Here is a 25751-nt window from a genome sequence, read left to right as displayed (position 1 = left end):
GGCAAGCCCCCTCCCACATTTTGACCGCGTACATCCTTTGAAATGCGGTCAAAATGTGGGAGGGAGCTTGCTCCCGATAGCGGTTTAGCAGACGACAGATTCAGCGGTTGAACACCACATCCTGTTCCAGCACCAGCCGCTGCTCCCCCGCATCCAACCGCACACGCGCGCCCATCGGCAGCGTCACGTTCGGATCGCAATGCCCACTGCGCCAGCCAGACAGCACCGGAATGCACAGCGGTTCGAAGGTCTGCTTCAGCAGCCGCTCCAGCGCGGTGCTATCCACCCCCGCCACGTCCCCCACCAACACACCCGCTACCTGAGCCAGCTTGCCGGTCAGGCGCAGATGCGTCAGCAAGCGGTCGATGCGGTAGATCGGCTCATTGACGTCTTCGATAAACAGGATGATGCCCTCGGCATCGATTTCGTAGGACGTCCCCATCATGGCCGCGATCATCGATAGGTTGCCGCCGAGCAAGCGCCCACAGGCGATACCGGGCTCGATCGTGGTCAATGGGTAGGCCACCGGGTGCGCCAGCACGCTGCCTGCACCTACCTGGCCACGCAGCATGTTGAACAACGACGACTCGGTGGGTGGCTGCTTGTCGCCGAGCAGGTCGGCATTCAGCATCGGGCCGTGGAAGGTCACAAAACCGGCATAGCGGTTGATTGCCAGGTGCAACGCAGTGATATCACTGTAACCCACGAAAGGCTTGGGGTTGGCGCGCAGCAGGTCGAAGTCCAGGCGGTCCAGCAGGCGGGGCGTGCCGTAGCCGCCGCGCAGGCAGAAGATCGCATCGATATCAGGGTTGGCGAAGGCGGCGTGCAGGTCGCGCAAGCGCACGTCATCGCTGCCGGCCAGGTAGCCGTCGCGTTCATATACTCCGGGGAAGATGCGTAGCTCATAGCCACGGGCGCGCATCCACTGCCCGGCTTTTTCCACGTCCAGCGCGGCAGGGCCGGCGGGTGCGATCAGGCCGATGGTGGCTTCAGAACGCAATGCAGGTACGGCGGCGGCTAGTCGACTGGTCATCCCTGATTCTCCCTATATGACGCGGAACGAAATGTGGGAGGGGGCTTGCCCCCGATAGCGCTGAATCAGCCAGTACCTGTAGCGACTGACACACTGCCATCGGGGGCAAGCCCCCTCCCACATTGGATCTGCGGTGTTGCGCAGATCTGTATTACGAAATCAGGCTAGCCTTGACCAGCTTGGCCTGCTCATCGGCGTGGTACGAGGAACGTACCAGCGGGCCCGACGCGACGTTCTTGAAGCCCATCTTGTAACCTTCCTCGGCGAACCAGGCGAAGGTGTCCGGGTGAACGAAACGCTGTACCGGCAAGTGGCTGCGCGATGGTTGCAGGTATTGGCCGAGGGTCAGCATGTCGATGTCGTGCTCACGCATGCGCTGCATGACTTCGATCACTTCCTCGTCGGTTTCGCCCAGGCCGAGCATCAGGCCGGACTTGGTCGGGATGTGCGGCATCATCTGCTTGAATTTCTGCAGCAGGGTCAGCGACCACTGGTAGTCCGAACCTGGACGCGCCGCCTTGTACAGGCGTGGCACGGTTTCCAGGTTGTGGTTGAACACATCCGGCGGCTCGGCGGCGGTGATTTCCAGCGCGACGTCCATGCGGCCACGGTAGTCCGGCACCAGGGTTTCGAGCATCACGTCCGGCGACAGCTTGCGGATTTCGCGGATGCAGTCGGCAAAGTGCTGGGCACCGCCGTCACGCAGGTCGTCGCGGTCGACAGAAGTGATTACCACGTACTTGAGTTTCAGGTCGGCGATGGCGATGGCCAGGCTTTCCGGCTCGTTGACGTCCAGCGGCTTCGGCCGGCCGTGGCCGACGTCGCAGAACGGGCAACGACGGGTGCAGATGTCACCCATGATCATGAACGTGGCAGTGCCGCCGGAGAAGCATTCGCCCAGGTTCGGGCAGGACGCTTCTTCGCACACGCTGTGCAGCTTGTGCTTGCGCAGCAACGCCTTGATACGGTCGACTTCCGGCGAGACCGGGATACGCACGCGAATCCAGTCAGGTTTTTTCGGCAGTTCGGTGGTCGGGATGATCTTGACCGGGATGCGTGCAACCTTCTCGGCGCCGCGCAGCTTGACGCCGGCTTCCACCTTGGCACGCGGGGCCGGGGCCGAACGTTCGGTGACGTCCAGCGTCGGGATCATGGTTTGCACTGCATCAGTAGTCATAATCAGTCGATTCCGCCCGTAAGGGTCGTCTGCTCAGCATAGTCGAGGTGTTTGACGAGCTGCGCACGCAGCCGGGCACTTACCTCGGCAAATTTAATCGGTGTGGCGTGGTCGCTCAACTGGGTCATCGCCAACCCGGCATAACCGCACGGGTTGATGCGCCGGAACGGCGCCAGGTCCATGTCCACGTTCAACGCCAGACCATGAAACGAACAACCGTGGCGAATGCGCAGCCCCAGGGAAGCGATTTTCGCACCATCCACATACACACCGGGTGCATCGGGCTTGGCCACGGCGCTCACGCCGTAACTGGCCAACAGCTCGATCAGGCAAGCCTCCATACGGTTCACCAGGTCGCGCACGCCAAACCCCAGCTTGCGCACATCCAGCAGCAGATATGCCACCAGTTGACCGGGCCCATGGTAAGTCACTTGACCCCCTCGGTCGACCTGCACCACCGGAATATCACCCGGAAGTAGCAGATGCTCGGCCTTGCCGGCCTGGCCCTGGGTGAACACCGGCGGGTGTTCCACCAGCCAGATCTCATCGGGTGCCGAGGTGCCGCGCTCGTTGGTGAAGCGCTGCATTGCATGCCAGACGGGCTCGTAGTCCATCCGGCCGAGCTCGCGAAAGCCCAGGACCTGTGGCATCACAGCACCATATGTACGAAGCCGGTGGCCCGCAGTTCGCTGTTGATGTCGTAAAGCTGGTCTTGACCGGTCGCAACGATGTGCAACTGGATCGTGGTGTACTTACCGTTGGTGCTCGAACGCTCATCCACACGGTTGTCGTTGATCGTCGCGTGTTTACGCACGATGTCGAGAATCTTGTCCTTGTTGCCCACACCGGTATCGCTGATCACCTTGACGGGATAATCCGTCACCGGGAATTCGATCTTTGGCGCCTTTACTTCTTTATCGGTCATGGCGTAACGGCCTCGTAAGCGTAAGCCGTGGCGACGGGCAAAGCCCCGCGTCGGATCAACACGGGGCTTTGCAGGTGCACACTTATCAGTTGAACAAGCTGTAGAAGAACAGGCGGATGCTATCCCACACGCGGCGGAAGATACCACCCTCGTCGACGGCATCCAGGGCGATCAGGTCGGCACTGTGTACCACTTTATCGTCCAGCTTCACTTCGACCTTGCCGATCACGTCGCCCTTGGCGATTGGCGCAACCAGGTGCGGGTTCATGGTCATGCTGGCCGCGAGCTTTTTCAGCTGACCTTTAGGCATGGTCAGGGTCAGGTCTTCAGCCAGGCCGGCCTTGACTTGCGAGGTTGCGCCTTTCCATACCGGCGCGGTCGCCAGTTCAGCACCCTTCTGATAGAAGGTCTGGGTTTCGAAGAAGCGGAAACCGTAGGTCAGCAGTTTTTGCGTCTCGGCCGCACGGGCCTGCTCGCTGTTGGTGCCGAAGACCACGGCGATCAGGCGCTGGCCATCACGCACGGCGGACGACACCATGCAGTAGCCGGCTTCTTCGGTGTGGCCGGTTTTCAGACCGTCGACGGTCTTGTCGCGCCACAGCAACAGGTTGCGGTTAGGCTGCTTGATGTTGTTCCAGAAGAATTCCTTCTGGGAGTAGATCGCGTAGTGGACCGGGTCGACACGAATGATCGCGCGCGCCAGGATCGCCATGTCGTGAGCCGACGAGTAGTGCTCTGGGTTCGGCAGACCGGTCGGGTTCATGAAGTGACTGTTGGTCATGCCCAGGTCGGCCACGGTTTTGTTCATCATGTCGGCGAACGCGTCTTCGCTGCCAGCGATGTGCTCGGACAGGGCGACGCTGGCGTCGTTACCGGACTGGATGATGATGCCGTGCAGCAGGTCGCTGACCGTCACCTGCGAGCCGACCTTGATGAACATCCGCGAACCACCGGTGCGCCAGGCGTTTTCGCTGACGGTCACCGGGTCGTTTTCGCCGATCTGGCCGCGACGGATTTCCAGGGTCGCGATATAGGCTGTCATCAGCTTGGTCAAGCTGGCGGGCGGCAGGCGCTGGTCACCGTTGTTTTCCACCAGCACGTTGCCACTGGCGGCATCCATGAGGACCCAGGCCTTGGCGGCCAGTTGCGGTGAAGCCGGCACCATTTCAACCGCCCAGGCGGCCGGGGTGATGATCAGCGAGATAAGCAGGCACGTGCGTTTGGCTAAGGTGATGATGTTCATCCGTCTCTCGAAATTACGTATGGAAACTTGCCCTCGCGGGCAAAACTTATTCAGACAGCCCGTTACCGGTCTGTCGCGTGTTCGGTTGCCTGCTCACCCCTTGCCCCTGGGTTTTATTGTTCAACGAGCCAACAACCAGGGCCCAGGCCCGCGCACGGACCTGAACCATCAATCCTTTACGGTTTATTCGGCGCTGACCACGCTGGGTTGCCCCAGGTTGGCCAGGCGCACGCTGTTCTGCACTTGCGCGACCTCGCTCGGCGAACCGATCGGGCCCATACGCACACGGTGCAGAGTCTGTTGATTACGCACGATGGAACTGATGAAGACCGGCGCATTGACCATACTGCTCAGCTTGGACCTTAACAGCTCTGCCGCATCCGGGTTGGCGAAAGCGCCCACCTGCAGGTATTGCCCACCGGCAGCCGAAGCACCCGGTGCGGCGCGAGGCACCACGACCGTGTCGGGCGCGTGCTGTTGCGCGGGTGGCGTCCACTGCTCGATCTTGCCGGTCGAGGCTGTGACTTGCGGTTGCGCGGCTTGCGGTTCGTTGAGCATCAACGGCGCCGGTTTGCCACGCTGGGCCCAGTATTGCGCGGGGTCGATCCCTTCGACCTTGACCCGCGCGGTGCCGGTTTCGGCATAACCGAGTTTCTTCGCGGCGGCGTAGGACAAGTCGATGATCCGGTCCGAATAGAACGGCCCGCGATCGTTGACCCGCAGGATCACCGTGCGGTTGTTGTCCAGGTTGGTCACTCGCACATAGCTGGGCAGCGGCAGGGTCTTGTGGGCCGCGCTCATGCCGTACAGGTCGTAGACCTCGCCATTGGCGGTGTTCTGGCCATGGAACTTGGTCCCGTACCACGACGCCGTGCCCGACTGCACGTAGGTCTTGGAGTCCTGCAGCGGAAAGTAGCTCTTGCCCAGCACGGTATAGGGGTTGGCCTTGTACGGGCCTGTGTGCAGGGTCGGCGTGGCATCCGGGATTTTCGACACGTCGACGTCCCACCACGGCGCACCGTCTTTATGCGCGCGGTTGATGTCCAGCCCCGGCTGGGAACGAATAGCGGTGCCGCCGGACTTTTGCGTCGGCGCGCGACTGGTGGAGCAACTGACAACCAGCAAGGACAACGCGGCAAACGCCACCAGCTTGAGCGGTTTTTTCAACGGCGATGCCCGCATTACTTGTTGCCCCGTGCTTGGACCAGCATGTCAGACAGTTGATGCACGGCCATGGCGTACATCACACTGCGGTTATAACGCGTGATTGCGTAGAAATTCTTCAGGCCCATCCAGTATTCAGGGCCGTTTTCGCCTTCCAGGCGGAAAGCCGTGACCGGCATATCATCGCGCAGCGCATCATGACTTGACCAGCCCAGCGCCCGCAACTCCCCGACCGTCTTGGCCGGCTCGATGCCCTGGGTCAGGCCTTCATCGGCGCGCTCGCCGCTCACGTCGGCACGGCTGACGACCGGTTCGCCGCTCACCCAGCCATGGCGCTTGAAGTAGCTGGCCACGCTGCCGATGGCATCGTCCGGGTTGCTCCAGATATTGATATGGCCGTCGCCGTCAAAATCCACCGCGTAGGCGCGAAAACTGCTCGGCATGAACTGCGGCAAACCCATCGCACCGGCGTAGGAGCCTTTGAGGGTCAGCGGGTCGACCTGCTCTTCGCGGGCCAGCAGCAGGAATTCACGCAGTTCCTTACGGAAGAATTCAGCGCGGGGCGGGTAATCGAAGCTCAAGGTCGACAAGGCATCGATCACCCGGTAACTGCCGGTGTTGCGCCCGTAGAAGGTTTCAATGCCAATGATCGCGACAATCACCTGGGCAGGCACGCCGTACTCCTGCTCGGCGCGAGCCAACGCGGCTTCGTGCTGGCGCCAGAAGTCCACGCCCCGGGCCACGCGGGCGTCGGTCAGGAACATCGGGCGATAGTCCTTCCACTGCTTCACGCGCTCGGCCGGGCGGGAGATGGCATCGAGGATCGCCTGCTTGCGCTGGGCCTCGCGGAACACGCCCATCAGCTGTTCACCGGCGAAGCCATAGTCACGGGTCATCTCACCGACGAATTCGGCGACCTGAGGTGAGCCATCGTAGTCACCGGCCTGCGCTTCGTGCATGGCGCCCAGCAGCCCGATCAGGCTCATCCAGGACGCATGCCGAGTCGCCCAGCCGCGCAATACTTGCATTGACATCTTCACCTTATTCAAACCTGTGCGATCCATTTGCGATGCGTGTGAATCGACATCAAAACCCCAAACGCTGACATCAATGTCACCAGCGAAGTTCCGCCGTAGCTAATGAACGGCAACGGCACCCCAACCACCGGCAAGAGGCCACTGACCATACCGATGTTGACGAAAACGTAAACAAAAAAAGTCATGGTCAACGAGCCCGCCAGCAATTTGCCGAACAACGTCTGCGCCTGCGCGGTGATCACCAGGCCACGCCCAATCAACAGTAAATAGATCAGCAGCAACGCGCAAATGCCCACCAGGCCGAACTCTTCGCCCATCACCGCAATAATGAAGTCGGTGTGGCTCTCGGGCAAAAAGTCCAGGTGCGACTGGGTGCCCATCAGCCAGCCCTTGCCAAAGACACCGCCGGAACCGATGGCCGCCTTCGACTGGATGATGTTCCAGCCGGTGCCCAGCGGGTCGCTCTCCGGGTCGAGGAACGTGAGAATCCGCTGCTTCTGGTAGTCATGCATAAAGAAGAACCACATGGCCACGGCCACCGGCACGGCAGCGGCGAGCACGCTGAGAATCCAGCGCCAGCGCAAGCCACCCATGAACAGCACGAACGCACCGCCCGCCAGGATCAGCAGCGATGTACCGAGATCCGGCTGGCGCACGATGAGGATGAACGGCACGCCGATCAGGATCAGGCTGATCCCCACATGCTTGAGTTGCGGCGGCAAGGTGCGCTTGGACAGGTACCAGGCGATGGTCGCCGGCATCAGGATCTTCATGAATTCCGACGGCTGGAAGCGAATCACCCCCGGAATGTTGATCCAGCGGGTCGCGCCCATGGCGTTGTGGCCCATCACGTCCACCACCACCAGCAACAACACGCCGGCGACGTACCCCAGCGGCACCCAGCGCGCCATGAAACGCGGCTCCAGCTGGGCAATCACCACCATCGACAACAGACCCAGGCCGAACGACGACGCTTGCTTGATCAGCAGGTCCCAGTTCTTGCCGCTGGCCGAATACAGCACGAACAGACTGCCGGCGGCCAGGGTCAGCAGCAGAATCAACAACGGGCCATCAATGTGCATGCGCTGCAGCAATGTCGCGCGGCGACGCATCACATCCTCACTGGAGAGGATGCGGTCAAAATTACTCTTCACTGGCCGTAACCTCGGTGCTTGAAGGGGGGCCGCCATATTCGGGCTTGAGCTTGCCGTCGTCGGTCAACAGCCAGGCATCCATCACTTGACGGACCACCGGCGCGGCGACGCCCGAACCGGACTCGCCGTTCTCGACCATCACGGCGACCACGATCTTCGGGTCGTCCGCCGGAGCGAAGCCGACAAACAGGGCGTGGTCGCGGTGGCGCTCCTGGACTTTGGAACGGTCATATTTTTCGCCTTGCTTGATCGCGACCACCTGGGCCGTACCGCTCTTGCCGGCAATGCGATATTGCGCGCCGATCGCCGCCTTACGCGCCGTGCCCCGGGCGCCGTGCATCACCTGCTGCATGCCGTGGTTGACCTTGGTCCAGTCCGACGGGTCACGCAGCACAATGTCCGGGATCGGGTTTTCATCCACCGGCTTTTCGCCTTCGATGGTGCGGGCCAGGTGCGGACGGTTCCAGATGCCTTTGTTGGCCACCAACGCCGTGGCCTGGGCCAGTTGCAGCGGTGTCGCCTGCATATAGCCCTGGCCGATGCCCAGGATCAGAGTCTCGCCGGGGAACCACGCCTGGCGGCGGGTGGCACGCTTCCATTCGCGCGACGGCATCAGGCCTGGGGATTCTTCGAACATGTCCAGGGAGACTTTCTGACCCAACCCGAACTTGCCCATGTAGGCCGACAGGCGATCGATCCCCAGCTTGTGGGCCAGGTCGTAAAAATAGGTGTCGTTGGACCGCATGATCGCGGTGTCCAGATCGACATAGCCGTCACCGGTGCGGTTCCAGTTACGGTATTTGTGGTCGTAATTAGGCAGCATGTAGTAGCCGGGGTCGAACACGCGACTCGACGCCGTGACCACGCCCGCGTCCAGGCCGGCAATCGCTACCGCCGGCTTGATCGTCGAACCCGGCGGATACAGGCCGCGCAACACCCGGTTGAACAGCGGCCGGTCGATGGAATCGCGCAGCTCGGCGTAGGCCTTGAAGCTGATCCCGGTCACGAACAGGTTGGGGTCGAAACTGGGCTGGCTGACCATGGCCAGGACTTCGCCGGTACTCGGGTCCAGCGCCACCACCGCGCCACGGCGCCCGCCCAAGGCCATCTCGGCCGCTTCCTGCAACTTGATGTCCAGGCTCAGCACAATGTCCTTGCCCGGCACCGGATCGGTACGCTTGAGCACCCGCAACACGCGGCCGCGGGCGTTGGTCTCGACCTCTTCGTAACCCACCTGGCCGTGCAGCTCGGGCTCGTAGAAACGCTCGATACCGGTCTTGCCGATATGGTGGGTGCCGCTGTAATTGACCGGATCGAGGCTTTTCAGCTCTTTCTCGTTGATCCGCCCCATATAACCGACGGAGTGCGCGAAGTGCGGCCCTTGCGGGTAATGCCGCACCAACTGCGCCACCACTTCCACGCCCGGCAGGCGGAACTGGTTCACCGCGATCCGGGCGATCTGCTCTTCGGTCAGCTCGAACAGGATCGGCACCGGCTCGAACGGCCGACGCCCCTGTTTCATGCGCTTTTCGAAGATCGCCCGGTCTTCCGGGGTCAGTTGCAGCACGTCGACGATCACATCGAGAACCTGCTGCCAGTCGCCGGAGCGTTCGCGGGTCATGCTCAGGCTGAAGCTGGGCCGGTTATCCGCGACCACCACGCCGTTGCGGTCGAAAATCAGGCCACGGGTCGGCGGAATCGGCTGCACATGCACCCGGTTGTTTTCCGACAGAGTGGAGTGATAGTCGTACTGGATCACCTGCAGGAAATACAGGCGCGCGATCAACACCCCGATCAACGTCACCACCATGATCGCGCCAAAAACCACGCGCGAGCGCACCAGACGTGCGTCTTTCTCGTGGTCCTTGATGCGGATCGGCTGAGTCATCGGGAGGGGCGCAGACTATTTGTGGTAAGGGTGCCCGGACAGAACTGTCCAGGCGCGATACAGCTGTTCACCGATCAGGATCCTTACCAGCGGGTGCGGCAACGTCAGCGCCGACAGCGACCAGCGTTGGTCCGCCCGCGCGCAGACTTCCGGCGCCAGCCCCTCGGGGCCGCCGACCATGAAGTTGACGGTGCGCGAGTCCAGGCGCCAGCGATCCAGTTCCACCGCCAATTGCTCGGTGCTCCAGGGTTTGCCGTGGACTTCGAGGGTGACGATGCGCTCGTTGGGACCGACCTTGGCCAGCATGGCTTCGCCTTCCTGACGGATAAAGCGCGCCACGTCGGCGTTCTTGCCCCGGGTATTGAGCGGAATTTCCACCAGCTCAAGCGACAGCTCGGCGGGCAGACGCTTGGCATATTCATGCCAGCCTTCTTCCACCCACTTGGGCATGCGTGAACCGACAGCGATCAGACGCAGGCGCACAGCCGTTCCTTATTCCTGGTCTTTGTTGAGCTTGTCGAAGTGCGCGTGGCCCACTTCCGGGCTGTGGTGCTTGCCATCAGCGGCACGGCTCTGTTCGGCGCCTTTCCACAGACGCTCCAGGTCGTAGAACTGACGGGCGTTGGAGGTCATCATGTGAACGATCACGTCGTCCATGTCCAGCAGCACCCAGTCGCTGTCGCCCTTGCCTTCTTCACCCAGCGGCTTCACGCCCTGCGCTTTGACGGCTTCGCGCACTTTGTCGAGCATCGCGCCGATCTGGCGGTTGGAGGTACCGGTGGCGATGATCATGAAGTCGGTGATGCTCTGCTTGTCGCGCACGTCCAGCACCTGGATGTCCTGGGCCTTGACGTCTTCCAGGGCCGCCACGGCGACTTTCACCAGTTCTTCGCCAGCCAGTTCCGGGCCAACGTGGGCTTCAACCGGCAGTGGCGCGCTCTTGAAGGTGCCTTTGCGCTTAACTTTGCTTACGTCTTTGTTCGTCATATAAAACTCGTTTTGCTCGTATGTTCGGGCGCTCGCTGCACGACTGTTCGTGCGTTCAAGCGCGCCTTTTCAGTTCGACGCACGGTAAAGCCCGTGCGCATCGATGTAGGCCAGGACCGCGTCAGGCACCAGGAAACGTACCGACTTCCCGCTGGCCAGCAGTTGACGGATCTGGGTGGCGGACACCGCAAGCGGGGTCTGCCAGACGAATGCAATATTCCCGTTCGGCCCGGTCAGGGCCAAGGGGTCACTTACCGACCGCGCGGCCAGCAGGTTGCGCAAGGCATCCGGCGGTTCGCTGTCGGCATCCGGGCGTTGCAAAACCAGGATGTGGCAATGCTGGAGGAGTTCCTCCCAGCGATGCCAAGAGGGCAGGCCGCAAAATGCGTCCCAGCCCAAAAGCAGAAACAACTGGTCGTCCGCGGCCAACTCGGCACGCATCAGTTCCAGGGTGTCGACAGTGTAGGACGGTTTATCGCGCTTGAGCTCGCGGTCGTCCACCACCAGCGGCGGTATGCCAGCTACGGCAAGGCGCACCATTTCCAGGCGCTGCTGCGCTGACACCTGCGGCGTATCGCGGTGCGGCGGCCGGGCATTGGGGGTCAGGCGCAATTCATCCAGCGCGAGGGCATCCGCGACTTCCAGGGCACTGCGCAAATGGCCGATATGCACGGGGTCAAAGGTGCCGCCGAGCAACCCGATGCGTTTACCCATCAAGCGCGCACATGCCCGTCGCCGAACACTACGTACTTCTCGCTGGTCAGGCCTTCCAGGCCAACCGGGCCACGTGCGTGGAGCTTGTCGGTGGAGATACCGATCTCCGCGCCCAGGCCATACTCGAAGCCGTCGGCAAAACGCGTCGAGGCGTTGACCATCACCGAAGCGGAGTCCACTTCGGTGAGGAAACGCCGGGCATCGCTGAAATGCTCGGTAACAATGGCATCGGTGTGCTTGGAGCCGTATTTGTTGATGTGCTCGATGGCCTGATCCAGGTCGTCGACGATGCGGATCGACAGGATCGGCGCCGTGTACTCGGTGTACCAGTCTTGCTCGGTGGCTTCGATCACGTCCGCGCCGAGCAGCGCACGGGTGCGCTCGCAACCGCGCAGCTCAACGCCCTTGTCGCGGTAGATGGCAGCCAGCGGCGGCAGCACGCGATCGGCAATGCCGGCGTGCACCAGCAGGGTTTCCATGGTGTTGCACGGCGCGTAACGGTGGGTCTTGGCGTTGTCGGCGATGCGGATCGCCTTGTCGATGTCGGCGGCGATGTCGATGTAAACGTGGCAGACGCCGTCCAGGTGCTTGATCACTGGCACCTTGGCATCACGGCTGACGCGTTCGATCAGGCTCTTGCCACCGCGCGGCACGATCACGTCGACGAATTCCGGCATGGTGATCAGCGCGCCGACGGCGGCGCGGTCGGTGGTTTCCACCACTTGCACCACTTCGGCCGGCAATTCGGCCACGGCCAGGCCCTGCTGGATGCAGGCGGCAATCGCACGGTTGGAGTGAATCGCCTCGGAACCGCCGCGCAGGATGGTGGCGTTGCCAGACTTGAGGCACAGGCTCGCGGCGTCGATGGTCACGTTCGGGCGCGACTCATAGATGATGCCGATCACGCCCAGGGGCACGCGCATCTTGCCGACCTGGATGCCGGACGGCAGGTAACGCATATCGCGGATTTCACCGATGGGGTCAGGCAGCTTGGCCACCTGACGCAGGCCTTCGATCATGTCGTCGATACGTGCCGGGGTCAGCGCCAGGCGGTCGAGCAACGCCGGTTCCAGGCCATTGGCGCGGCCGTTGGCCAGGTCCAGTTCGTTGGCGGCGGTCAACTCGGAGCGCGAAGCATCCAGAGCATCGGCGGCGGCCAGCAAGGCACGGTTTTTCTGCGCGGTGCTCGCACGGGCGATCAACCGCGAGGCCTGACGGGCAGCGCGACCCAGGCGGGTCATGTAGTCAAGAACGGACTCAGTCATGGTCAGGGAGTCTTGGCAAAGAGGAAAGCGGCAGATTATAGCTGTGACGCCGCCCGACTGACAGCGGTGAGGGGCGGATGGTCGAAATGAACTGTAAAAACCTGGGGTTCAGCCGTAATTAAGGTGGGAGTTGTTATTATTCCGTCACATTTAGCCGTATTAACCCTGAAGGCCATGTCGAGTTTCACCCCCCAACTCCCTGCCAGCGCCCTGCCCGACCGCTTCTTCGACCGCGATGCACAACTGCTTGCGCGGGAATTGCTCGGCAAAATCATTCGTCATCGGGTCGGCGATCTCTGGCTTTCGGCGCGGATTATTGAAACCGAAGCGTATTACGTGGCCGAAAAAGGCAGCCATGCCTCACTGGGCTACACAGAAAAACGTAAGGCTTTGTTTCTGGATGGCGGTCATATCTATATGTACTACGCCCGTGGCGGCGATTCGCTGAACTTCAGCGCCCAGGGCCCGGGCAATGCAGTATTGATCAAATCCGCCTATCCCTGGGTCGATGAGACCTCCGGCCCGGCCAGTTTGGCGCAGATGCTGCTGAACAACCCGGACGCCAATGGCAGGCCACGCGCCTCGCAGAAGCTCTGCGCCGGCCAGACCTTATTGTGCAAGGCGCTGGGCCTGAAAGTGCCAATGTGGGATGCCAAGCGCTTCGACCAGGAGCGGCTCTATGTAGAAGACGTCGGCCAGGTGCCGACGCACATTATCCAGACCACCCGCCTGGGCATTCCCGGCGGCCGGGACGAACACTTGATGTACCGCTTCGTCGATGCAGGCTATGCGCCTTATTGCACGCGGAACCCGCTGCGCCGGGGCCAGGTCGAAGGCCGCGACTATTTTTTGATTTGAAACGGTGACGAGGGAGTGAAGAAATATGGGCCAATGGCTCGATAGCATCACCGGCTGGCTGACCCTGAACCCCCAATGGCTGGCGGCGGCGGTGTTTATCGTGGCGTGCGTGGAATGCCTGGCCATTGCCGGTTTGATCGTGCCCGGCACCGTGCTGCTGTTCGCCATTGCCGTGCTGGCCGGCAACGGTGCGCTGTCGCTGAGTGAAACCCTGCTGCTGGGTTTTCTCGGCGGCCTGGTGGGCGATGGGGTGTCCTACTTCCTGGGACGCCATTTCCACCAGAACATCCGGCGCCTGCCTGGCCTGCGGCATCACCCTGAATGGATGAACGGCGCCGAGACCTACTTCCACAAGTACGGCATCGCCAGCCTGCTGGTCGGACGTTTCATCGGCCCGTTGCGCCCCATGCTGCCGATGGTGGCTGGCATGTGCGACATGCCGTTCCCACGCTTTGCCCTGGTCAGCATTCTCGCGGCGGCCGGCTGGACAGTCGCGTACCTGCTGCCGGGCTGGGCGACCGGCGCGGCTTTCCGCCTGCCATTGCCGGCGGGGTTCTGGCCCGAGGCGGGAATTGTCGCGGCATGCCTGGCGGTGTTGCTGGGGCTGAGCTTGAACAGCAGCCTGCGCTGCCATCGCCGCGCCACAGGGTGGATAGGTTGCGCCAGCCTGACCCTGTTGATCGCCCTGTTTATCGGCTACCCGCACCTCAACGACTTCGACCAGGGGCTGAGCGCCCTGGTGCAGGAGCATCGCAGCGCCTGGCTGGACGAGACCATGGTGAGGCTCACCCAACTGGGCGAGTTCAAGAATATGTTTGTCGCCAGCGCCCTGTTCACCGGCCTGTTGTTACTCGCACGACAATGGCGTCACGCGCTGTTTGTCGGCATCACGCTGGGCATGGCCGCAGTGATCAATACCGCCACCAAGCTGTTTTTTGCCCGCGGTCGCCCGGAAGTCCTCACCGACCCACTGAGCAGCTTCAGCATGCCCAGCGGCCACGCCTCCGGCGCATTCGCGTTTTTCCTGGCGTTAGCCGTATTGGCCGGGCGCGGGCAGCCCACGCGCCTGCGCCTGACCTGGCTGCTGCTGGGCTGCATCCCCGCGGCATTCATCGCGTTGTCGCGGGTTTACTTGGGCGTCCACTGGCCCACCGACATCCTCGCCGGAATGTTGCTGGCGATGAGCGTGTGTGCATTGAGCCTGGGCGCAATCCAATACCGCAGCCCGCTGCCGCCGATGTCGCAGAAAGCCTGGTGGCTGGTATTGCCTGCCCTGGTAGCGGTGCTCGGTTTCATCGCCTTCAGCGACACCTCGCAGGCCCTGTTCAAGTATGCCTACTGACCCTTGGCCGGGCCGATCCAATCGATTGGCGCGGTTCGGCGCTCAACGCAACGTTCGCGCCGCTCCAGCAGCATTTCATCGGCAATTTCTGCGGCACGCTCGGCGATGTATTCCGGGCCGCGCTGTGCATCCTGCGCGAGCAGTTGTGAGGTAATGCTGACAAAAAAAGCGTCCCAGGCCGCCTGCTCCGATTGCGCTAGCCGAATCATGTTCATCCCCTGATCAGTGGTTGTGTGATCGGAAACTATTTCAGCCCGCGCGATGGGAGCAACGCAGAAATGTCTGAAAGCAGCACCAGACAATTCTGAAGATCAGGTGAACAGTTCACCTTGCAGTTCATCCAGCAGCCTCTGGATCGCATCCAGCCGTTGTTGCGGATCGTCGAGCTGCAGCAGGTCGATCTTGTCGGCCTCGGTGAACGGCAGCAAATACGCCAATTGATTGCCCAGGGCCTGCTGGCCGTCGGCATCGGCGCCCATGTCCAGCGAGGCCACCATCGGGTGTTCGGCCAGGGCCTGGAGCAAGGCCTGCAGGTCGGCGTCCGCCTCTTCCAGCGCGTGGTCCGGCCGCTCTTCCAGCCATTGCACCTCGGCCACCAGCAACTGGTCCTTCTGCACCTCGGCATCGCGGACACGGAAGCGCCGCCCGCCCTCGACGCGAATGCCCAGCAGGCCGTTATCCTGCTGTTTGAAGTCGCGAATCAGCGCTTCACAGCCGATCAGCGCGTAGCCATCCGGGGCCGCGCCCACCTCTTTGCCGTCGAAGATGCACACCACGCCGAAACTTTCGCCCTTTTTCATGCAGCGGCTGATCATGTCCAGGTAGCGCGCCTCGAACAATTGCAGATCGAGGGTGCAGCCAGGGAACAGCACGGTGTTGAGCGGGAACAGCGCCAGACTCATAAAGGTTTCCTTAACCCTGGTTCAAACAATCACCGACACGGCCAGCGGCAGGAACACCGCCGTCGCCACGCCCATCAGACTCATGGCCAGCGCCGCAAAGGCGCCGCACTCTTCGCTTTCCTGCAGGGCCACCGACGTGCCGACGGCGTGAGCGGTCATGCCCAGCGCCATACCGCGCGCCTCGGGGCTGTGGACGCCCAGGCGCGACAAGTACGCCGGGCCGATCATTGCGCCGATCACGCCGGTGATCAGCACGAACACCGCGGCTAACGCGGCCACGCCGCCGATCTGCTCGGCCACCAGCATGGCAATCGGCGAGGTCACCGACTTGGGTGCCATGGTCATCAACATCCTGTGTTCGGCACCGAACCACCAGCCCAGCAACACACACAGGCCGGTGGCCAACACACCACCTATCACCAGCGTAGTAAAAATCGGCCAGAACAATTGACGAATCCGACGCAGGTTCAGATAGAGCGGCACCGCCAGGGCCACGGTCGCCGGGCCCAGCAGGATGCTCATGATCTCGGTGCTCTTGCGGTACTCGGCGTAACTCAGGCCACAGGTGAGCAGCACGCCGATCACCAGCAGCATGGACACCAGCACCGGCTGCAGGAAGATCCAGCGGGTTTTCTCGAAGCCCGCGAGCACCAGCTGATAGGCGCCGAGGGTGATGCCGATGCCGAACAGCGGATGATGAATCACCGCCGCCCATGCGCCTTGCCAGTCGAAGGTCATGATTGCTCCTCCTGCTGCGCCTGGCGCTTGACCAGTTTTTGCATCAGCACGCCGACGACCCCCATGGCGATCACCAGCGACAACACCAAGGCGCCGACGATGGCCCAGAAGTCTGCGGCGATGTCCTTGGCATACACCATCACCCCGACCGCCGGCGGCACCAGCAGCAAGGGCAAGTAACGCAGCAGGCTGCTGGCCGCCAGGCTCAGCGGCTCGCCGACTTCGCCGCGCCACACCAGGTAACCCAGCATCAGCAGCAGACCGATGATCGGCCCCGGCAACACCGGCAGCAGCAAATGGTTGATCGCCGTGCCGATCAATTGAAACAGCACCAGCCATGTCAGACCGCGTAATAGCATCCGTCCTTCCCCCCTCAAGACCGACCCGCATTATAAGCATGCCCGCGCTATGCTCCGGCATTCGTCATATGCATGGTGGGTTGACCGGGCTGGTTGCCCATGATGATCTAACATGGTTCTCGCACATCAATAAAAACCGATGAACCAAGGAGAGACGCAATGCCCTATGTACCCGTAGCGCAGCTCAAAGATTATGTCGGCAAGGAACTGGGACGTTCCGACTGGCTCACCATCGACCAGGCCCGCATCAACCTGTTCGCAGAAGCCACTGGCGACCATCAGTTCATCCACGTCGACCCGGTCAAGGCCGCGCAAACCCCGTTCGGCAGCACCATCGCCCACGGTTTCCTGTCGCTGTCGCTGATGCCCAAGTTGATGGAAGACATCCTGATCATGCCCGAAGGCCTGAAAATGGCGGTCAACTACGGCTTGGACAGCGTGCGCTTTATCCAGCCGGTGAAGGTCAATTCCAAGGTCCGCCTGAACGTGACCCTCACCGACGTCACCGAGAAAAAACCCGGCCAATGGCTGTTCAAGGCCACCGCCACCCTGGAAATCGAAGGCCAGGAGAAACCCGCTTACATTGCCGAGTCGTTGTCGCTCTGCTTCGTGTAACCGCCTCCTTCCTCCCTGTAGGAGCTGGCTTGCCAGCGAAAAACCCCCAGACGCCACATTCCCCCTGAATGCCCGCGTTTTCGTTGACCACCTTCGCCGGCAAGCCGGCTCCTACAGGTCATCATTCCCCAACAGACCACTAGGTATGGCTCCTTCGCTGCGGCATACTCGGCGCTCAATTATCCGGATCCCGCTATGCGCCCACTCGCTCCCCTTGCCCTTGTCCTGTTGCTCACCGCTTGCGGAGACGGCGAATCGCTGTTGCCGCCCGATGCGCGCCTGCCCGACGGCGGCCGTTACCGGGGTGATGTGGTCAATGGCTTGCTGCAAGGCCAGGGCCGCGTGGACTACCCCAACGGCAGTTGGTACGCCGGCCAGTTCGACAAAGGCCAGTGGCACGGCCAGGGCGAATGGCATGGCAGCAACGGCGAAGTCTATAAAGGCCAGTTCCAGCAAGGCCTGTTTGACGGCCAGGGCAGCCTGACCACTGCGGGCAGCCACTACGTCGGTGGCTTCAAGCAAGGCCGGCGCAACGGCGAAGGCACCCTCAAAGAGGGGCAAATGACCTATCGCGGCGAATTCAAGGACGACCAGTATTCCGGCCTCGGGCGCCTGGAGCTGGCTGACGGCAGCCAATACCAGGGCCAGTTCGCCCACGGCAAGCCCAACGGCGAAGGCCAGCGCAACGACGACAGCGGCAACCAGTTCAGCGGCCACTTCGTCGATGGCCAGTTGGAAGGCAACGGCACCTTCAACAGCGCTGACGGCGACATCTACGTCGGCCAGTTCAAACAGAACCAATTGAACGGCAAGGGTCGCTACGAAAACGCCGACGGCGACGTGTGGATCGGCCAGTTCAAGGAAGGCGCCCTCAGCGGCAAGGGCGAGTTGATCGGCATCGATGGCAGCCACTACATTGGCCAGTTCAGCGATTGGCGCTTCAGCGGCGAAGGCCGCCTGAACCTCACCGACGGCAGCTTCTATATCGGCGGTTTCGACAGCGACAACTACCAGGGCCGCGGCACCCTGGTGCTCGCCGACGGCACCGTGCAAGCCGGCACCTGGGTCAACGGCATGCGCGTGCGCGACGCCGACGGCAAGCTGTTGCCCGACCCGTTGGAAATCGGCGTGCTGGCCCAGGGCCGCCTGCTCGATGCTGCCCTCGCCGCCGTGCCTCCTTCGACCCCCGCCGTGGAACTGTACACCCTGGTACTCGCGGGCGACGGCAAACAGAGCGTGTTCCTGCGCGAAGCCGATTACGTCAGCAATATGCTCGCCAGCCGCTTCGGTGCGCGCGGGCAGATTCGCCTGGTCAACCACCGCGACCATATCGCCGACCGCCCGCTGGCTACCCGCGAAAGCCTGCGCCGTGCCGTGCAGACCCTGGCCGAACGCAGCGGGCCGGAGGACCTGGTGTTTATCTACCTGACCAGCCACGGCACCCACGAAAGCGAACTGGTGCTCGACCAGCCGCGCATGGAGCTGGCCGACCTGCCGGCCGATGAGCTCGCCGCAGTACTCACGCCGCTGAAGAACCGCGACAAGGTCGTGGTGATTTCCGCGTGCTACTCCGGCGGTTTCATTCCCGCGCTGAAAGACGAGCACACCTTGATCATGACCGCTTCCCGCGCCGACCGCGTGTCGTTTGGCTGCTCCGAGGAAGCCGACTTCACCTACTTCGGCGATGCCCTTTTCGCCCAAGCCTTCAACCAGACCGACGACTTGCAGCAAGCCTTCAAGCTGGCGCAACTGCACGTGACCGAACGCGAACAGGCGGACAACTTCGAAGCCTCCGAACCGCAGATCTGGGCCCCCAAAGGCGTGATCGCCCATTGGCAACTATTACGCAAGCAGCAAGCACGAAAGGCGCTCGAAAGCGTCTCAATGAATAGCAAGGAAGCTAAAGGCAACTAAGCTGTAACGTGTAACAAAGGGGGAAACACCATGTACCTGACGCCTCAGCATATCTTGCTCGCAGGAGCCTCTGGCCTGACCGGCGAACACCTGCTCGATCGCCTGCTCAACGAACCCACCGTGACCCGTGTGCTGGCGCCCAGCCGCAAGCCGTTGGCCGAACATCCACGCCTGGAAAACCCAGTGGGCGACCCGGCGGTGGTCCTGCCGCAACTGCGTGGCCAGGTCGATATCGCCTTCTGCTGCCTGGGCACCACGATCAAGCAAGCCGGCTCCGAGGACGCCTTTCGCGCGATCGACCTGGACCTGGTCGTGGCCTTTGCCAAGCGCGCGCGGGAAATGGGCGCGCGGCACCTGATTGTCATCAGCGCGATTGGCGCCGACCCGAAATCCTCGATCTTCTACAACCGGATCAAAGGGCAAATGGAAGACGCCTTGAAAGCCCAGGGTTGGCCGCAACTGACCATCGTGCGGCCTTCGCTGTTGCTGGGGGAGCGCCTCGAACCGCGCCTGGCCGAGCAATTGGCCGGGCCGTTGTCACGGCTGATTCCAGGCAAGTACCACGGCATCGAAGTGTGCGAACTGGCACGCGCCATGTGGCGCCTGGCGCTGGAAGAGCAAGATGGTGTGCGTGTGGTCGAATCGGATGAGTTGCGCAAGCTGGGTAAATAAACCCGCCAACCGAGCTGCCAGCTCAACATGTGGGTTCAGATGGGGCCTGAGCGCGGAGTCACAGCCCACCCGTGGCGTTGAACCCTACCCCCAACACCGTCAACACCGACAGCGGCAACAGCAGGGTATCGAGCAACGCGCTGGCTGGCAGGTCGACGCCGGGATAGCTCGGCGCCTCGGCGCCAAAACGGTCCATCGCGCAACAGCCGCCGTTCATCGCATACAGGTCCAGCCGCGTGCCTGCGTACACCACCGGCGCGCCGGGCTTCGCCGCATCCAGCGTGCGCGCGGTGGCGCAGCCCGCCAGTTGCAACGCCAGTAACACCAACAGCGCCTTATTCATCGCTGCTCAAATGGTGCTCACCCCAACGCGGAAGCATGTCCTGGGGAATGTTCAGCAGGTTGAGAATCCGCGCCACCACAAAATCCACCAGGTCATCGATGGTCTGCGGCTGGTGATAGAAACCGGGCGACGCCGGCAAGATGGTCACGCCCATGTTCGACAACTTGAGCATGTGCTCCAGGTGAATGCTCGAATACGGCGCCTCACGCGGCACCAAAATCAGCTGGCGCCGCTCTTTCAACGTCACATCGGCGGCCCGTTCGATCAAATTGTTGCAGGCGCCCGTGGCAATCGCCGACAACGTACCGGTGGAACACGGCACCACCACCATCGCCGCCGGCGCGCCGGAGCCGGAGGCCACCGGCGACATCCAATCCTCTTTACCGTAAACCTTGATCTGCCCCGCCGCCGCACCGGTGTACTCGGTGAGGAACGCCTGCATCATCTGCACCTTGGGCGGCAGCGCGACATCGGTCTCGGTGGCCATCACCAGTTGCGCGGCCTTGGAGATCAGGAAATGAACTTCACGCTCCTCGCGCACCAGGCAGTCGAGCAGGCGCAAGCCATAGGGCGCGCCGGATGCGCCGGTCATCGCCAGCGTCACGCGCTCGGGCCCGCTCATTTCAGGGCCTCGGCCAATTTGCCGTGCAGGCCGCCGAAGCCGCCGTTGCTCATGACCACCACGTGGGTGCCGGGCGTGGCCTGTTGCTTGACGTGCTCAATGATGCCTTCGATCGAATCGCAGACCGTCGACGGCACGTGACACAGCGCCGCAATGGCGGGCAGGTCCCAGCCCAGGTTGGCCGGTGCGTACCAGACCACTTGGTCCGCATCATTGACGCTCTCCGGCAAGCCATCGCGGTGCGCGCCGAGCTTCATGGAGTTGGAGCGCGGTTCGATAATCGCAATGATCGGCGCATCACCAACCCGCTTGCGCAGGCCATCAAGGGTGGTGGCAATCGCCGTTGGGTGGTGGGCAAAGTCGTCGTAGATGGTAATCCCATTCACATCGGCAACCTTTTCCATGCGCCGTTTCACACTTTTGAACGCACTCAGGGCCGCGATGCCCATGGAAGGCACCACGCCAACATGCCGTGCCGCCGCCAAGGTGACCAGGGCGTTGGCAACGTTGTGCTGGCCGGTCATGTCCCAGTCGACCACACCCTGGGCCTCGCCTTCGAACAGCACTTCAAATGTCGAACCGTCTTCACTGAGCAACCTGACCTGCCACTGCCCGCCCGCGCCGGTGGTTTGCACCGGCGTCCAGCAGCCCATGTCGATGACGCGCTGCAAGGCCGGCTCGGTGGTCGGGTGGATCACCAGGCCCTCACTCGGGATGGTGCGTACCAAATGGTGGAACTGCCGCTCGATGGCCGCCAGATCGGGGAAGATATCCGCGTGATCGAACTCCAGGTTATTCAGGATCGCCGTGCGCGGGCGGTAGTGGACAAACTTGGAGCGTTTGTCGAAGAACGCGCTGTCGTATTCATCGGCTTCGATCACGAAGAACGGCGTATCGCCCAGGCGCGCCGACACCGAGAAGTTCTGCGGTACGCCGCCGATCAGGAAACCCGGGCTCATGCCCGCGTGCTCCAGCACCCAGGCCAGCATGCTGCTGGTGGTGGTCTTGCCGTGCGTACCAGCCACCGCCAGCACCCAGCGCCCTTGCAGCACATGGTCGGCCAGCCATTGGGGGCCGGACACATACGGCAAACCTTTGTTCAGTACGTATTCGACCGCCGGGTTGCCCCGAGACATGGCGTTGCCGATCACCACCAGGTCGGGGACCGGATCGAATTGGGATGGATCATAGCCCTGGGTCAATTCGATGCCCTGGGCTTGCAGTTGCGTACTCATGGGCGGATAGACGTTGGCATCGGAACCCGTCACATGGTGGCCCAACTCCTTGGCCAGAACCGCCATCGAGCCCATGAAAGTACCGCAAATACCGAGAATATGAATGTGCATGGTCGACCTCGTAAAACATCGAGGCAGGTTAGCGCAGGGAGGGGGAAATCGCACTCTTTTAGCGGTACACGCCAGTTCAATCGTCTGAATTCGGCCGGCAGTGCGGTCGTTGAGCCCGGTGCCGGCACCCGCCGTGACTGCACCGGACTCAGCGTATACGAGGGGTCACTATGGGGTGTCAATTAACGGCCTCCCCTGCATAACCCGCATCAGACAAACTGCATCGAGGATGGCGGCCCCTTCGGCTCCAACACCGTATTGATACGGGAGATCTGGTTTAAAACAGCCTGATTGCGTCGATCCAATGTTTCAAGGCGGCGCACAGGGTCTTTCTCGGTGGCGGCGGTATCACTTTTAAAGGGCCTGAATATAAAATCATTTTCCTTAGCGATTAATTCCAAGTTCGACTCGACGGTGTTGTATTGCTTTTCCAACATATCAAGTCGGGCAGTTGTCTCGGTTGGCCAATCGGGGCTTTTATCCAAGGCTTGACCCTCGCTCCCTTCGGTATAGGCCTGGATCGTATTACTGACCAAGAGCAGTTTTAATTCTGCATTGTCCAAGTGCAACGCCAGGTCTTGCGGCGATGAAGGACTCGGCGCCGATCCCGCCACACCGTTCTGTTGACTCGGCGCGGGCTGGTGCGCGGGAGGAAGTAAGGGGGTATTGGCGCTGAACGCCCCCTTGATCTGCTCGCCACTCCATACGGAGCCTGCGTAAGTACCAATACTCAATGGCGTACTGACCAAGCCGTTGACTGCGGCATTCACGAAAGCGTCCCGTGTCACGGTTTTCAGATCTGGCCCGGTCTTGAACACGCCAGCCTTGACCAGGCGATCGGCAGTGACGAGGTTTTGCGCCACCTCGCCAAACGTCTTGGGAACGGGGTGAGACCTGGAAGGAAGGGTAGAGCCCCCGAACCGGTTGTTATTAATCAGATCTCGAAAGGGCTTATTAGATGCATGAGTGGAAGGTGGGTTTGAGAAAAACGGTCCCTTATTAACCTGATTATATTGACCGGGCGTCCCAGACGGCACGCGGGAAGTGCTATGCGTCGGCCTGCGGAAAAAACGTCCGAAATCAATTCCCCTTTTGCTACGAACCTGCGTGTCCGAGTTCAAACGTTCAGCATCATAAGTAAGCTCGGAGCGATCATTTTGCCAAGTAGCCGAAGCGGCGTTGCGCGGGTTACCGGTCGATCCAGTATTATTGGCAGCTTGAGTAACATCAGCTGAAACGTCACTGGACGGTACTGTAGTATAAGTTGGAACACCTGTAACATTCATAATCATCACCTTAGTCAGTCAATAAAAACTTGCATTCACTGGGTGACAAAAATATCTATCTCAGTTCCACCGAAACAACATTACATGCATTTACTTCCGCGCCAGCCAGGACACACTTTCTCAACAATTAACCCACAAAAGCAAAAACAGTAAATCCCCCTACAATCAACAATTAAAAACCGCGCCCACACACTCGACAACAACTTACGAATTACAACGCCGAACGCAGTTCAATGCCATGTTTGCGTAACTTTCGATATAACGTGTTGCGGCTCACCCCCAACCGTTCAGCCACAAGGGTCATATGCCAGCGCTGCTGCGTCAGAACCTTCAACAATGCCAGGCGCTCGGCATCCTCAAGCAGCGACAGCGGGGGGACATCCGCAGCAGGCGTAGTCAAGGACGCCGGGCGGATCATCGGCGGCAAATCATCGACACCGATCAACGCGCCGTCACACAGTGCAACCAGGGTACGCAACACCGTGCGCAACTGCCGCACATTGCCCGGCCAGGCGAACGCCAGCAATGCCTGACGCGCGCCGGCATCGAGCGTTATCGTCTGCTCCCCGGCTTCCTGGGCCAGCAGAAAATCCAGCAATTGCGGCTTATCACTGCGCTCGCGCAACGGCGGCAAGCCGATTTCGAGGCCATTGAGTCGGTAGTACAAATCTTCACGAAAGCTGCCTGCCTGCACACGCTGCAACAAATCACGGTGGGTGGCGCTGATGACTCTAACGTTTACCGCCTGGGGCTCGCCGCCGATGGGCACCACCAGGCGATCCTCCAGCACCCTCAAGAGCCGGGTTTGCAAAGCCAGGGGCATGTCGCCGATTTCATCCAGGAACAACGTGCCCCCATCTGCCTGTTGCAGCTTGCCGCGCATGCCTTCCTTGCGGGCACCGGTGAAACTGCCGCCGCGATAGCCGAACAGTTCGCTTTCGATCAGGCTTTCCGGGATGGCGGCGCAGTTGAGCGCAACAAAAGCCTTGTCCGCACGCTGGCTGGCCTGGTGTACGGCCTTGGCGAAGGCCTCTTTGCCGGAACCGGTTTCACCGTTGACCAGCAGCGGCACATCACGTTCGAACACGCGCAACGCCTTGCGAAAATCGCTTTGCAACGCGGAATCGCCCAGGCAGATACCGAGCAGACGCTCGGGCTTGGCGGCAACCACCGGCTGCGGCGGTACGGGCACCGGCACACTGCGCGGCTGGCCGCGCAACGCGGCAAACAGATGTCGACCGTCCCGCGTCCGCAGCGGCCAACTCGCTGTGGCATTGGCGCTGGCGCGGCCCAGCAGTTGATCCAGGGTGCATTCGAAAAGCACTTCCACAGGCTGCCCCAGCAAGCCACCACGCATCTGCCCCAACAGGTTCAGGGCACTTTGGTTGACTGCGCAAATGCGCCCTTCGCCGTCGAACGCCAGCAGCCCTTCACTGAACAAGCCCACGGACTCCGCCTGCAAGTGAAAACGCAGCAGCCAGTGGTGTTCAAAGTGACGCAGGAAGTAACAACTCTCGATCATCTTCGCCGACAGGTTGACCAGCGCCATGGTGTGGAACTGGCTCTGACGCGACACCGCTTCCCGCGCCGACGACACGTCCAGCACCGCCAGCAACTCACCATGGGGATCGAACACCGGGCTCGCCGAACAGGTCAGCCCGGTGTGGCGCCCGCGAAAATGCTCATCGCGGTGAATGGTCAACGACTGGCGCTCCACCAGGCAGGTGCCGATGCCATTGGTGCCTTCGCAGGCCTCGCTCCAGTCGGCGCCGAGCCACAACCCGGCGCGCTCGAAAATCTTGCGCTCGGACGGCGCGGTGACGCAGTTGAGGATCACCCCGCGCGCGTCGGTGAGCAACACGGCGTGACCGGCGCCCGAAAGTTGCTGATGCAGGCTGTTCATCTCGCCGCCAGCGATGTGCAGCACTTGCTGCAGGCGCTCGCGGCTTTCCAGCAGACGGCCATGTTCGAGCACGGTGGGGGCGATGCTCAGCGCAGGGTCGAGGTGATAATCCTCCAGGCAACGCAGCCAGGAGCGGGCGATGGACGGGTCGCTGCCGGGGCCCTGGGAAAGGTCTTGCCCACGGGTCACGGTCAAGACTTGCTGGGCATGGCGACTGAAATGATCGTGATGCATGTTCTTATTATTCTCCCTGCGTGAGAACGT

The 25751-nt window shown here is 61.8% G+C and carries 27 protein-coding genes; 5 read left to right on the top strand and 22 right to left on the bottom strand.

Going from position 1 to position 25751, the window contains the following annotated elements; genetic code table 11:
• Positions 1 to 100: 100 nt before the first annotated feature.
• From ACVWZP_RS24410 to ACVWZP_RS24350, 13 genes are all read right to left on the bottom strand, one after another.
• A complete protein-coding gene (locus ACVWZP_RS24410) occupies positions 101 to 1033 on the bottom strand; it encodes a S66 peptidase family protein (RefSeq protein WP_017848337.1) in 933 nt (310 codons plus the stop codon).
• Positions 1034 to 1184: 151 nt separating this feature from the next.
• Positions 1185 to 2186: a lipoyl synthase gene (lipA, locus tag ACVWZP_RS24405; protein WP_167379504.1), complete on the bottom strand. Its 1002-nt coding sequence runs from the start codon at positions 2184 to 2186 to the stop codon at positions 1185 to 1187.
• Between the two features lie 26 nt (positions 2187 to 2212).
• Entirely contained in the window at positions 2213 to 2860 is a 648-nt protein-coding gene (lipB, locus tag ACVWZP_RS24400) for a lipoyl(octanoyl) transferase LipB (protein WP_046381930.1), read from the bottom strand.
• Positions 2860 to 3135 carry a DUF493 domain-containing protein gene (locus ACVWZP_RS24395; RefSeq protein ID WP_017848340.1) on the bottom strand — a complete coding sequence of 92 codons (276 nt, stop codon included), beginning with the start codon at positions 3133 to 3135 and terminating at the stop codon, positions 2860 to 2862. The genes lipB and ACVWZP_RS24395 overlap by 1 nt, the downstream gene beginning before the upstream one ends.
• Before the next feature lie 85 nt (positions 3136 to 3220).
• Positions 3221 to 4378: a D-alanyl-D-alanine carboxypeptidase family protein gene (locus ACVWZP_RS24390; protein WP_046381929.1), complete on the bottom strand. Its 1158-nt coding sequence runs from the start codon at positions 4376 to 4378 to the stop codon at positions 3221 to 3223.
• Positions 4379 to 4561: 183 nt separating this feature from the next.
• On the bottom strand, positions 4562 to 5560 hold the full coding sequence (locus ACVWZP_RS24385; protein WP_017848342.1) for a septal ring lytic transglycosylase RlpA family protein: 999 nt from the start codon (positions 5558 to 5560) through the stop codon (positions 4562 to 4564).
• The gene (gene mltB / locus ACVWZP_RS24380; protein WP_046381928.1) at positions 5560 to 6570 is read right to left on the bottom strand and encodes a lytic murein transglycosylase B; all 1011 of its coding nucleotides are present in this window, start codon (positions 6568 to 6570) and stop codon (positions 5560 to 5562) included. The genes ACVWZP_RS24385 and mltB overlap by 1 nt, the downstream gene beginning before the upstream one ends.
• Positions 6571 to 6587: 17 nt before the next feature.
• Complete coding sequence (gene rodA, locus ACVWZP_RS24375) at positions 6588 to 7691, bottom strand: rod shape-determining protein RodA (RefSeq protein ID WP_017848344.1); 1104 nt, start codon at positions 7689 to 7691, stop codon at positions 6588 to 6590.
• A 31-nt stretch (positions 7692 to 7722) separates the two neighbouring features.
• Positions 7723 to 9621, bottom strand: a complete 1899-nt coding sequence (gene mrdA / locus ACVWZP_RS24370; protein WP_046381927.1) for a penicillin-binding protein 2 — start codon at positions 9619 to 9621, stop codon at positions 7723 to 7725.
• 15 nt (positions 9622 to 9636) lie between these two features.
• A complete protein-coding gene (gene rlmH, locus ACVWZP_RS24365) occupies positions 9637 to 10104 on the bottom strand; it encodes a 23S rRNA (pseudouridine(1915)-N(3))-methyltransferase RlmH (protein ID WP_003176297.1) in 468 nt (155 codons plus the stop codon).
• A gap of 9 nt (positions 10105 to 10113) precedes the next feature.
• Positions 10114 to 10608 carry a ribosome silencing factor gene (gene rsfS / locus ACVWZP_RS24360; RefSeq protein ID WP_003176298.1) on the bottom strand — a complete coding sequence of 165 codons (495 nt, stop codon included), beginning with the start codon at positions 10606 to 10608 and terminating at the stop codon, positions 10114 to 10116.
• Positions 10609 to 10677: 69 nt separating this feature from the next.
• Positions 10678 to 11322, bottom strand: a complete 645-nt coding sequence (nadD, locus tag ACVWZP_RS24355; RefSeq protein WP_017848346.1) for a nicotinate-nucleotide adenylyltransferase — start codon at positions 11320 to 11322, stop codon at positions 10678 to 10680.
• Positions 11322 to 12587: a glutamate-5-semialdehyde dehydrogenase gene (locus ACVWZP_RS24350; RefSeq protein ID WP_046381926.1), complete on the bottom strand. Its 1266-nt coding sequence runs from the start codon at positions 12585 to 12587 to the stop codon at positions 11322 to 11324. The genes nadD and ACVWZP_RS24350 overlap by 1 nt, the downstream gene beginning before the upstream one ends.
• 174 nt (positions 12588 to 12761) lie before the next feature.
• On the opposite strand from ACVWZP_RS24350, the gene ACVWZP_RS24345 reads away from it, so the two are divergent.
• Both ACVWZP_RS24345 and ACVWZP_RS24340 read left to right on the top strand, forming a co-directional pair.
• Positions 12762 to 13445, top strand: a complete 684-nt coding sequence (locus ACVWZP_RS24345) for a DNA-3-methyladenine glycosylase (RefSeq protein WP_046381925.1) — start codon at positions 12762 to 12764, stop codon at positions 13443 to 13445.
• Between the two features lie 25 nt (positions 13446 to 13470).
• Entirely contained in the window at positions 13471 to 14787 is a 1317-nt protein-coding gene (locus ACVWZP_RS24340; RefSeq protein WP_261753770.1) for a bifunctional DedA family/phosphatase PAP2 family protein, read from the top strand.
• Here the strand turns inward: ACVWZP_RS24340 and ACVWZP_RS24335 are convergent.
• The 4 genes from ACVWZP_RS24335 to ACVWZP_RS24320 all read right to left on the bottom strand — a co-directional run bounded on the left by ACVWZP_RS24335 (position 14781) and on the right by ACVWZP_RS24320 (position 16786).
• Positions 14781 to 14996: a hypothetical protein gene (locus ACVWZP_RS24335; protein WP_026140195.1), complete on the bottom strand. Its 216-nt coding sequence runs from the start codon at positions 14994 to 14996 to the stop codon at positions 14781 to 14783. The two genes, ACVWZP_RS24340 and ACVWZP_RS24335, sit on opposite strands and share 7 nt — an antisense overlap.
• Positions 14997 to 15098: 102 nt before the next feature.
• On the bottom strand, positions 15099 to 15689 hold the full coding sequence (locus ACVWZP_RS24330; RefSeq protein WP_017848351.1) for an LON peptidase substrate-binding domain-containing protein: 591 nt from the start codon (positions 15687 to 15689) through the stop codon (positions 15099 to 15101).
• 21 nt (positions 15690 to 15710) lie between these two features.
• Positions 15711 to 16427, bottom strand: a complete 717-nt coding sequence (locus tag ACVWZP_RS24325) for an LrgB family protein (RefSeq protein WP_017848352.1) — start codon at positions 16425 to 16427, stop codon at positions 15711 to 15713.
• Positions 16424 to 16786, bottom strand: a complete 363-nt coding sequence (locus ACVWZP_RS24320; RefSeq protein ID WP_457370201.1) for a CidA/LrgA family protein — start codon at positions 16784 to 16786, stop codon at positions 16424 to 16426. The genes ACVWZP_RS24325 and ACVWZP_RS24320 overlap by 4 nt, the downstream gene beginning before the upstream one ends.
• 159 nt (positions 16787 to 16945) lie before the next feature.
• Between ACVWZP_RS24320 and ACVWZP_RS24315 the strand changes: the two genes are divergently transcribed.
• The 3 genes from ACVWZP_RS24315 (at position 16946) to ACVWZP_RS24305 (ending at position 19987) form a co-directional block, all read left to right on the top strand.
• Positions 16946 to 17401 (top strand): MaoC family dehydratase, encoded by a 456-nt coding sequence (locus tag ACVWZP_RS24315; RefSeq protein WP_017848354.1) that lies wholly within the window; start codon positions 16946 to 16948, stop codon positions 17399 to 17401.
• 195 nt (positions 17402 to 17596) lie between these two features.
• Positions 17597 to 19315 (top strand): C13 family peptidase, encoded by a 1719-nt coding sequence (locus ACVWZP_RS24310; protein WP_046381922.1) that lies wholly within the window; start codon positions 17597 to 17599, stop codon positions 19313 to 19315.
• A 30-nt stretch (positions 19316 to 19345) separates the two neighbouring features.
• On the top strand, positions 19346 to 19987 hold the full coding sequence (locus tag ACVWZP_RS24305) for an oxidoreductase (protein WP_017848356.1): 642 nt from the start codon (positions 19346 to 19348) through the stop codon (positions 19985 to 19987).
• A gap of 58 nt (positions 19988 to 20045) precedes the next feature.
• Here the strand turns inward: ACVWZP_RS24305 and ACVWZP_RS24300 are convergent, their stop codons facing one another.
• The 5 genes from ACVWZP_RS24300 to ACVWZP_RS24280 form a co-directional block, all read right to left on the bottom strand.
• A complete protein-coding gene (locus ACVWZP_RS24300; RefSeq protein ID WP_017848357.1) occupies positions 20046 to 20330 on the bottom strand; it encodes a YceK/YidQ family lipoprotein in 285 nt (94 codons plus the stop codon).
• Positions 20323 to 20952 (bottom strand): flavin prenyltransferase UbiX, encoded by a 630-nt coding sequence (gene ubiX / locus ACVWZP_RS24295; RefSeq protein WP_010206807.1) that lies wholly within the window; start codon positions 20950 to 20952, stop codon positions 20323 to 20325. The genes ACVWZP_RS24300 and ubiX overlap by 8 nt, the downstream gene beginning before the upstream one ends.
• Positions 20949 to 22298: a UDP-N-acetylmuramate:L-alanyl-gamma-D-glutamyl-meso-diaminopimelate ligase gene (gene mpl, locus ACVWZP_RS24290; RefSeq protein WP_017848358.1), complete on the bottom strand. Its 1350-nt coding sequence runs from the start codon at positions 22296 to 22298 to the stop codon at positions 20949 to 20951. Before mpl ends, ubiX begins: the two co-directional genes overlap by 4 nt.
• A gap of 209 nt (positions 22299 to 22507) precedes the next feature.
• Entirely contained in the window at positions 22508 to 23584 is a 1077-nt protein-coding gene (locus tag ACVWZP_RS24285; RefSeq protein WP_128191675.1) for a hypothetical protein, read from the bottom strand.
• A gap of 211 nt (positions 23585 to 23795) precedes the next feature.
• Positions 23796 to 25721 (bottom strand): sigma-54-dependent Fis family transcriptional regulator, encoded by a 1926-nt coding sequence (locus tag ACVWZP_RS24280; protein WP_046381918.1) that lies wholly within the window; start codon positions 25719 to 25721, stop codon positions 23796 to 23798.
• Positions 25722 to 25751: the final 30 nt, after the last annotated feature.

The organism is Pseudomonas sp. TE36184, from assembly GCF_054060055.1.
This window is presented reverse-complemented; position numbering and strand designations above follow the sequence as displayed.

Coding starts and splice junctions, on each gene's coding strand:
- ACVWZP_RS24410 (WP_017848337.1), bottom strand. CDS start 1,033: ATGACCAGTCGACTAGCCGCCGCCGTACCTGCATTGCGTTCTGAAGCC.
- ACVWZP_RS24385 (WP_017848342.1), bottom strand. CDS start 5,560: ATGCGGGCATCGCCGTTGAAAAAACCGCTCAAGCTGGTGGCGTTTGCC.
- ACVWZP_RS24395 (WP_017848340.1), bottom strand. CDS start 3,135: ATGACCGATAAAGAAGTAAAGGCGCCAAAGATCGAATTCCCGGTGACG.
- ACVWZP_RS24335 (WP_026140195.1), bottom strand. CDS start 14,996: ATGATTCGGCTAGCGCAATCGGAGCAGGCGGCCTGGGACGCTTTTTTT.
- ACVWZP_RS24285 (WP_128191675.1), bottom strand. CDS start 23,584: ATGAATGTTACAGGTGTTCCAACTTATACTACAGTACCGTCCAGTGAC.
- ACVWZP_RS24390 (WP_046381929.1), bottom strand. CDS start 4,378: ATGAACATCATCACCTTAGCCAAACGCACGTGCCTGCTTATCTCGCTG.
- lipA (WP_167379504.1), bottom strand. CDS start 2,186: ATGATCCCGACGCTGGACGTCACCGAACGTTCGGCCCCGGCCCCGCGT.
- ACVWZP_RS24320 (WP_457370201.1), bottom strand. CDS start 16,786: ATGCTATTACGCGGTCTGACATGGCTGGTGCTGTTTCAATTGATCGGC.
- ACVWZP_RS24340 (WP_261753770.1), top strand. CDS start 13,471: ATGGGCCAATGGCTCGATAGCATCACCGGCTGGCTGACCCTGAACCCC.
- nadD (WP_017848346.1), bottom strand. CDS start 11,322: ATGGGTAAACGCATCGGGTTGCTCGGCGGCACCTTTGACCCCGTGCAT.
- ACVWZP_RS24350 (WP_046381926.1), bottom strand. CDS start 12,587: ATGACTGAGTCCGTTCTTGACTACATGACCCGCCTGGGTCGCGCTGCC.
- mrdA (WP_046381927.1), bottom strand. CDS start 9,621: ATGACTCAGCCGATCCGCATCAAGGACCACGAGAAAGACGCACGTCTG.
- ACVWZP_RS24280 (WP_046381918.1), bottom strand. CDS start 25,721: ATGCATCACGATCATTTCAGTCGCCATGCCCAGCAAGTCTTGACCGTG.
- lipB (WP_046381930.1), bottom strand. CDS start 2,860: ATGCCACAGGTCCTGGGCTTTCGCGAGCTCGGCCGGATGGACTACGAG.
- rodA (WP_017848344.1), bottom strand. CDS start 7,691: ATGCGTCGCCGCGCGACATTGCTGCAGCGCATGCACATTGATGGCCCG.
- ACVWZP_RS24325 (WP_017848352.1), bottom strand. CDS start 16,427: ATGACCTTCGACTGGCAAGGCGCATGGGCGGCGGTGATTCATCATCCG.
- mltB (WP_046381928.1), bottom strand. CDS start 6,570: ATGCAAGTATTGCGCGGCTGGGCGACTCGGCATGCGTCCTGGATGAGC.
- ACVWZP_RS24330 (WP_017848351.1), bottom strand. CDS start 15,689: ATGAGTCTGGCGCTGTTCCCGCTCAACACCGTGCTGTTCCCTGGCTGC.
- ACVWZP_RS24300 (WP_017848357.1), bottom strand. CDS start 20,330: ATGAATAAGGCGCTGTTGGTGTTACTGGCGTTGCAACTGGCGGGCTGC.
- mpl (WP_017848358.1), bottom strand. CDS start 22,298: ATGCACATTCATATTCTCGGTATTTGCGGTACTTTCATGGGCTCGATG.
- ubiX (WP_010206807.1), bottom strand. CDS start 20,952: ATGAGCGGGCCCGAGCGCGTGACGCTGGCGATGACCGGCGCATCCGGC.
- ACVWZP_RS24315 (WP_017848354.1), top strand. CDS start 16,946: ATGCCCTATGTACCCGTAGCGCAGCTCAAAGATTATGTCGGCAAGGAA.
- ACVWZP_RS24310 (WP_046381922.1), top strand. CDS start 17,597: ATGCGCCCACTCGCTCCCCTTGCCCTTGTCCTGTTGCTCACCGCTTGC.
- ACVWZP_RS24305 (WP_017848356.1), top strand. CDS start 19,346: ATGTACCTGACGCCTCAGCATATCTTGCTCGCAGGAGCCTCTGGCCTG.
- ACVWZP_RS24345 (WP_046381925.1), top strand. CDS start 12,762: ATGTCGAGTTTCACCCCCCAACTCCCTGCCAGCGCCCTGCCCGACCGC.
- rsfS (WP_003176298.1), bottom strand. CDS start 10,608: ATGACGAACAAAGACGTAAGCAAAGTTAAGCGCAAAGGCACCTTCAAG.